Below are 6,674 nucleotides of genomic sequence, written 5' to 3'. Positions count from 1 at the left end.
GTTTCTTGGGTCCATTATAAAATGAGTTTACGGAAGGTTTAAATCCATTAGCGGTTGGGCTATTAATTGTTGTAATTGGGATGTCTTTAGGTGGAACAACGGGCTATGCGATTAACCCGGCTCGTGACCTTGGACCACGTATTGCCCATTTCTTGCTACCGATTCCTGGAAAGGGCAGCTCCAACTGGGGTTATTCATGGATACCGGTTGTTGGACCGTTTTTAGGAGGTTCTTTAGGAGCAGTATTTTATAGAGCTGTTTTTCTAGGGGAAATGACAGGAACATTGTGGGGAGTCGTTATTATAAATCTGATAGCTCTTATCCTTGCTTATTCTTTTAGCAAAAAAATATCACATGCAGTAGATGATGTCGAAAAGGCTGCTTAGGAAAATGACCGCATTTTATCAACTAAAGTCTGGCAGTTCATATATAGTTTTAGATTACATGTATATGGGGAGAGATTAGAATGGAAAAATATATTTTATCTTTAGATCAAGGAACAACAAGTTCACGCGCCATTCTTTTTAATAAAAAAGGTGAAATCGTTCATGTTGCACAAAAAGAATTTACACAATATTTTCCGAAAGCCGGATGGGTCGAACATAATGCCAATGAAATATGGGGTTCTGTTTTATCAGTAATTGCTGAGGTATTGTCTGATTCTGGTACAAAGGCCGAGCAAATTGCTGGAATTGGTATCACAAACCAGCGGGAAACAACGATCGTTTGGGACAAGGAAACAGGATTGCCTATTTACAATGCCATCGTATGGCAATCTCGTCAAACAAGCGAAATATGTGATGAGCTTAGAGAAAAAGGATACAATGAACTATTTCGAGAAAAGACGGGATTGCTACTTGATCCGTATTTTTCAGGGACCAAAGTAAAATGGATTTTGGAAAATGTCGAAGGTGCCCGTGAGAAGGCTGAACAAGGGAAATTATTATTCGGTACCGTGGATACATGGTTAATCTGGAAGCTTTCTGGTGGAAGAGCCCATGTGACCGATTATTCTAATGCATCAAGGACGTTACTGTATAATATTCATGAGCTAAAATGGGATGATGAGCTTTTAGGAATTTTAGGCGTACCAAAATCAATGCTGCCAGAAGTTCGTCCTTCCTCCGAAATTTATGCTAATACGATTGATTACCACTTCTTTGGTAAAGAGGTTCCGATTGCGGGAGTGGCTGGAGACCAGCAGGCAGCGTTGTTTGGTCAGGCATGTTTTGGTGAAGGAATGGCTAAAAACACATATGGCACAGGTTGCTTTATGTTGATGAATACAGGGGAAAAGGCTGTGCGTTCCGAAAATGGATTGTTAACTACCATAGCATGGGGAATCAATGGAAAGGTTAACTATGCGCTAGAAGGTAGTATCTTTGTTGCTGGATCAGCGATTCAATGGCTAAGGGACGGTCTTCGGATGTTAAAAGATGCAAAAGATAGTGAAGAATATGCAGCAAGGGTCCCTTCTACAGATGGCGTCTATGTCGTACCAGCTTTCGTAGGTCTTGGAACTCCATATTGGGATAGTGATGTCCGTGGTGCCGTTTTTGGCCTAACACGGGGTACTTCAAAAGAACATTTTATTCGCGCTACACTGGAGTCTTTAGCTTACCAAACGAAGGATGTTTTATCGGCAATGGAGGCGGACTCCGGTATTAAACTGAAAACATTGCGGGTTGACGGTGGTGCAGTTAAGAACAATTTCTTAATGGAATTCCAAAGTGATATTCTTAATGTTCCGGTAGAGAGACCAACGATAAATGAAACAACGGCACTTGGGGCTGCTTATTTAGCAGGTCTTGCTGTTGGATTTTGGGAAAGTCCTGATGAGATTTCAACACAATGGGTAATAGATAAAAAGTTTGTTCCAAAAATGGATGAAGATCGCCGGACAGATTTATATAATGGCTGGAAAAAAGCGATCCAAGCTACAATGGCATTTAAGTAAATTTTTTCTATAGCATAGGTCAAGCAGGTTATGGTAAAATAATATTAAGTTAATAAAACTGGTTGGAGAATTGGAGAGACCACAAAGCATTATCTTTTGGGGATAGTGTCTTTGTGGTCTCTTTTTATATTAAAAGGAGGATATTGTTATGAAATTTTCAGCTCTAAATAGAAAAGAAATGATCGGACAATTAAAAAGTGAAACATATGATGTCTTAGTTATTGGCGGTGGGATTACCGGTGCGGGAATCGCCTTAGACGCCCAAACTCGTGGAATAAAAACAGCTCTTGTTGAAATGCAGGATTTTGCAGCAGGTACATCAAGTCGTTCAACGAAATTAGTTCATGGCGGACTTCGTTATTTAAAACAATTTGAAGTAAAAATGGTAGCTGAGGTTGGGAAGGAACGCGCTATTGTTTATGAAAACGGACCACATGTAACAACACCTGAGTGGATGTTGCTTCCGATGCATAAAGGTGGTACGTTCGGGAAATTCAGTACATCAATAGGGCTCCGAGTTTATGATTATTTAGCTGGTGTAAAGAAAAGCGAGCGCCGTTCCATGCTTTCTGCTGATCAAACACTCGAGAAAGCACCGCTTGTAAAGAAAGAAGGTCTTAAAGGCGGCGGCTATTATGTTGAATATCGTACCGACGATGCCAGACTTACAATTGAAGTCATGAAGGCAGCTCACGAAAAAGGTGCCGTTGCTTGTAACTATACAAAAGTGATCAAGCTAAGCTATGAAAACGGAAAAGTGGTTGGTGCTTTAGTCGAAGACCAGCTAACAGGTGAACAATATGAAATTCGTGCGAAATTGGTCGTTAATGCATCCGGCCCATGGGTTGATGAAATTCGTGATCTTGATAAATCAAAGAACGGGAAAGTGCTTCAATTAACAAAGGGTGTCCATCTTGTTATTGATCAATCTAAGTTCCCATTAAAGCAAGCTGTCTACTTTGACACACCAGATGGACGAATGGTGTTTGCGATTCCACGTGAAGGCAAAGCCTATGTGGGAACAACGGATACATTTTACGATCAAGATAAAGCCAATCCCAATGTGACTTTAAGTGACCGAAGCTACATCATAAATGCGATTCACTACATGTTCCCGGATGTAAAGATTACCGAAAAAGATATTGAATCAAGCTGGGCCGGTGTTCGTCCGCTTATTTATGAAGAAGGGAAAAATGCTTCTGAAATTTCCCGTAAGGATGAAATTTGGGAATCCCAATCAGGACTTATAACCATTGCAGGAGGAAAATTAACAGGCTACCGGAAAATGGCGGAAACCATTGTTGACCTATTAGCTAAAAAATTCCAAGCAAGTGAAGGTCGAAATCTCAAAGCATGTAACACAAAACATATGCCAATTTCTGGTGGCGATTTGGGCGGATCAAGTAAACTTGAAGCTTTTGTTAATTCACAAGTGAAGGCCGGTGTAGCTATCGGCTTAACAAAAGAAGAAGCAAAAGACCTTGCGAGACGATATGGTTCTAACGTTTCCGAAGTCTTTGAGCTTTTGAAAAGTAAGAAGATGGATGCATTAAAATATGGTTTACCGCTTCCACTATTCGCTAAACTTGTCTATGCGATTCAAAACGAAATGACTGTCACACCAATCGACTTTTTCAACCGCCGAACTGGAGCCATTCTGTTTGATATTAAAACGGTAAAACAGTGGAGCCACAAGGTTATTCAATATATGAAAGACGAATTTAGCTGGGATGAAAAGGAATTACAAAAGTACACATGGGCTTTAGAAAATGCATTAATAGAGGCAACTGTTCCAGTTGAAGAAAGAAAAGAACTACCAACAGCTTCTAATGAAAATTAATAAAAAAACAAGGATGACGGGCACGATAACTACTTTATCGTGCCTATATTAAACGAATCTCTTCCTTGTCCTACGAACGGCCCACTTCCGAAGCTCTTCAACACCAATAAGCACAATTGGACATACCAACAATACTAAAAGATGCTCAACTTTTGGTGCGATTGTGCCGAATAATAATTGAAACAACGGAGTATAAGCAATCAATAAGAAAAGCCCGATTTCGATGACAATCCCCCAAATCATTAAGTGGTTTTTCTTTTTCATAGATTTATAGAATGGTTGCCGCGCTGAACGACATACTAGAATATTGCCGATTTGACAGGCGACAACGGCTCCAAATGATAAAGTGATCGCATATTTATAAACATACATGATGTGTTCACTGGCTGTTCCGTCTGCAAGCGCTGCTGTGAATGAGCGAAGTTCACTTACTGTAAAGCCAAAGTGGTTCCAGGTTAACAAATACATTACAAATAACATGCCAGCTTCAATGACACCAAGGAAACCATAGGCACGGAGCAATACATTTTTATCTAAAATATTTTTATGTGGATCTCTTGGCGGATGATCAAGTACGTCATCATCCGGAATTTCTTGTCCAAGGGAGATGGCTGGTATCAAATCAGTTCCAATATCAATGGCCAAGACAAGTAAAACCGTTAAGGCCAGCGGGATATTAAAAATTCCCATCGCTAAAAAAGGAAGCACTTCCGGTATGTTAGAAGCTAGTATATACGTAATAAATTTTTGGATATTGCTATAGATAGCTCGACCTTCTTTTACTGCTTCGACGATTGTGGCAAAATTATCATCTAAAAGGACAACATCCGATGACTCAATGGCGGCGTCTGATCCATTTTTCCCCATTGATATGCCGATATCAGCTTTTCGAAGCGCAAGAACATCATTAATTCCATCCCCAGTTGCTGCTACAATATGACCTAAACTTTGATAAGCATCGACAATCTTTAATTTATCCTTGGGGGTCGTACGGGCAAAAATAACGGGAATATCCGTATCAATTTTTTTCCCTAGCTCTTCTTTGCTCATCTTCTCAAGCTCCGCCCCAGTTATTGCAATATATTGATCTCTAATAATACCAATTTGTTTTGCAATAGCTGCGGCTGTTAGACTATAATCCCCAGTTACAACTGTTACTTTGATACCAGCCCGATAACAATCGGCGATTGCAGCGGCTACACGTTCCTTTGGTGGGTCATACATGATAACCAATCCAAGAAGAACCAAATCACCGAAAATGGCTTCAACATCACCAATATGATCCGAATAAGCAATGGCTATTATCCGGTATCCTTCTCCAGCCATTTTATCTTTGTATGCATTTATTTGTAACTTTTCCTCTTGAGTTAACGTAACAGCTTGACCCTCCTTAAAAATATAACGACAATGATCAATGACTTTAGCGGGATCTCCTTTAGTAAATTGCAGCAAATGATTTATTTCAAAAGAAGAATTTTGTTTATTACGTGCCAAAACAGACATTGTTTTTGTAGCGGAACTAAAAGGAATAACAATCGTTCGTTCAAATTGTTTTTCCAAATCATCAACGCAAATGCCGAATTTCTGTGCTGCAATTAAAATAGCAGCCTCAGTTGGGTCACCGATAACCTTCCATTTATTAGGTTCAGTTTCATCACTATGGAGAACAGTATCGGCACAAATCGTTGAAGCTGTAAAAAGCCGCTCCAGTGTTTGTTTATTCTGATCAGTAACGGATATCAGTTCTCCTTGTTTTCCATATCCTTCACCACTAATGTCAACAACACCATTGGCCGTCCAAATTTTTTTGGCAAAAATAATATTTTGTGTCAATGTTCCGGTTTTATCAGTACAGATGACAGAGGTACTGCTTAGTGTTTCTACTGCGGATTGTTTTTTGACGAGGGCATTTTTCTTAGCTAAGCGCTGCATTCCCATTGCCAATGAAAGACTTACTGTAGGCATGAGACCTTCAGGAATATTGGCAACAATAATACCGATGGCAAAAATTAGTGCCGCATTAATATGGATACCAGTAACGAATGTTGAAATTACAAAGGCCAATAATCCAAGAATAAGAGCAATGATGATAAGTGTTTTAGTGATTTTTTGAATTTGATATTCCAATGTACTTTTTCTTCTTTTGATTTGGGTGGTGGATTGTGTGATATTTCCAATTTGCGTATTTTTTCCGGTTGCATAGACGATTGCTGTTGCCTCGCCCCCCGTAATAGTTGTTCCAGCAAATAATAGATTACGACTATTTACGATTGATTTGCCTTCGAGCGGATCGCCCTCCCCGTCGCGGTCAACAGGTATTGACTCCCCGGTTAACATCGAATTATCAACGAACAGCCCGGCAGCGGAGACAATTCGGACATCAGCTGGGACCTTATCGCCTGCCATTAAAGAAATAACATCTCCGGGTACCAATTCGTCAGCTGGTAGCACGGACAGCTCTCCATCCCGGTAAACCTTCACATTGTTTGGGATCATCTTTTCTAAAGCTTGCAGAGCCTGATCTGCTTTTCTTTCTTGTATAAATGAAAAAATGGTATTAATAATGATGATTGTCCACATTACATAACTTAACAACGGGGTGCCAGCAATAATTGCCAAAATGCTAGCAATCCATAGCATAATCGCTAAAAGATTGAACAGTTGTTTTGTAAAACGACGAACAGGGTGAAAGGCTTTTTTTGTTTTAATAGTATTTTTTCCGTAGATAGTAGCCCTTTCTTGCACATCGACGTTAGATAGACCGCATTCCTTTGTGTTCAAGTATTCAAAAGCCGAAGACGGTTTAATGCTTGATATAAATTGTTTGTCAATTTGTCTTACGGAATCGTTACCTGCCATTGTTACCATCCCCTCTGG

Annotated in this window: 3 protein-coding genes and 1 pseudogene; 3 read left to right on the top strand and 1 reads right to left on the bottom strand. The window is 39.9% G+C overall.

The features are described 5' to 3' along the window. Nucleotides 1-20: 20 nt before the first annotated feature. The 3 genes and pseudogenes from P9E47_RS20005 to P9E47_RS19995 form a co-directional block, all read left to right on the top strand. Nucleotides 21-386, top strand: a pseudogene (locus tag P9E47_RS20005) (MIP/aquaporin family protein); the annotation flags it as partial. 80 nt (nt 387-466) lie between these two features. Then, nucleotides 467-1,957, top strand: coding sequence for a glycerol kinase GlpK (gene glpK, locus P9E47_RS20000; RefSeq protein WP_326164528.1), 1,491 nt, complete (start codon nt 467-469; stop codon nt 1,955-1,957). 148 nt (nt 1,958-2,105) lie between these two features. Continuing rightward, nucleotides 2,106-3,797: a glycerol-3-phosphate dehydrogenase/oxidase gene (locus P9E47_RS19995; protein WP_326164525.1), complete on the top strand. Its 1,692-nt coding sequence runs from the start codon at nt 2,106-2,108 to the stop codon at nt 3,795-3,797. 48 nt (nt 3,798-3,845) lie between these two features. Here P9E47_RS19995 and P9E47_RS19990 read toward each other — a convergent pair whose 3' ends face one another. Further along, nucleotides 3,846-6,656 carry a cation-translocating P-type ATPase gene (locus P9E47_RS19990; protein ID WP_326164522.1) on the bottom strand — a complete coding sequence of 937 codons (2,811 nt, stop codon included), beginning with the start codon at nt 6,654-6,656 and terminating at the stop codon, nt 3,846-3,848. Nucleotides 6,657-6,674: the final 18 nt, after the last annotated feature.

It is taken from the genome of Schinkia azotoformans (assembly GCF_035811335.1).
Lineage (GTDB): Bacteria > Bacillota > Bacilli > Bacillales > Bacillaceae_J > Schinkia > Schinkia azotoformans.
The sequence above is the reverse complement of the archived record's forward strand: the minus strand, read 5'-3'. Positions and strand labels throughout refer to the sequence as shown.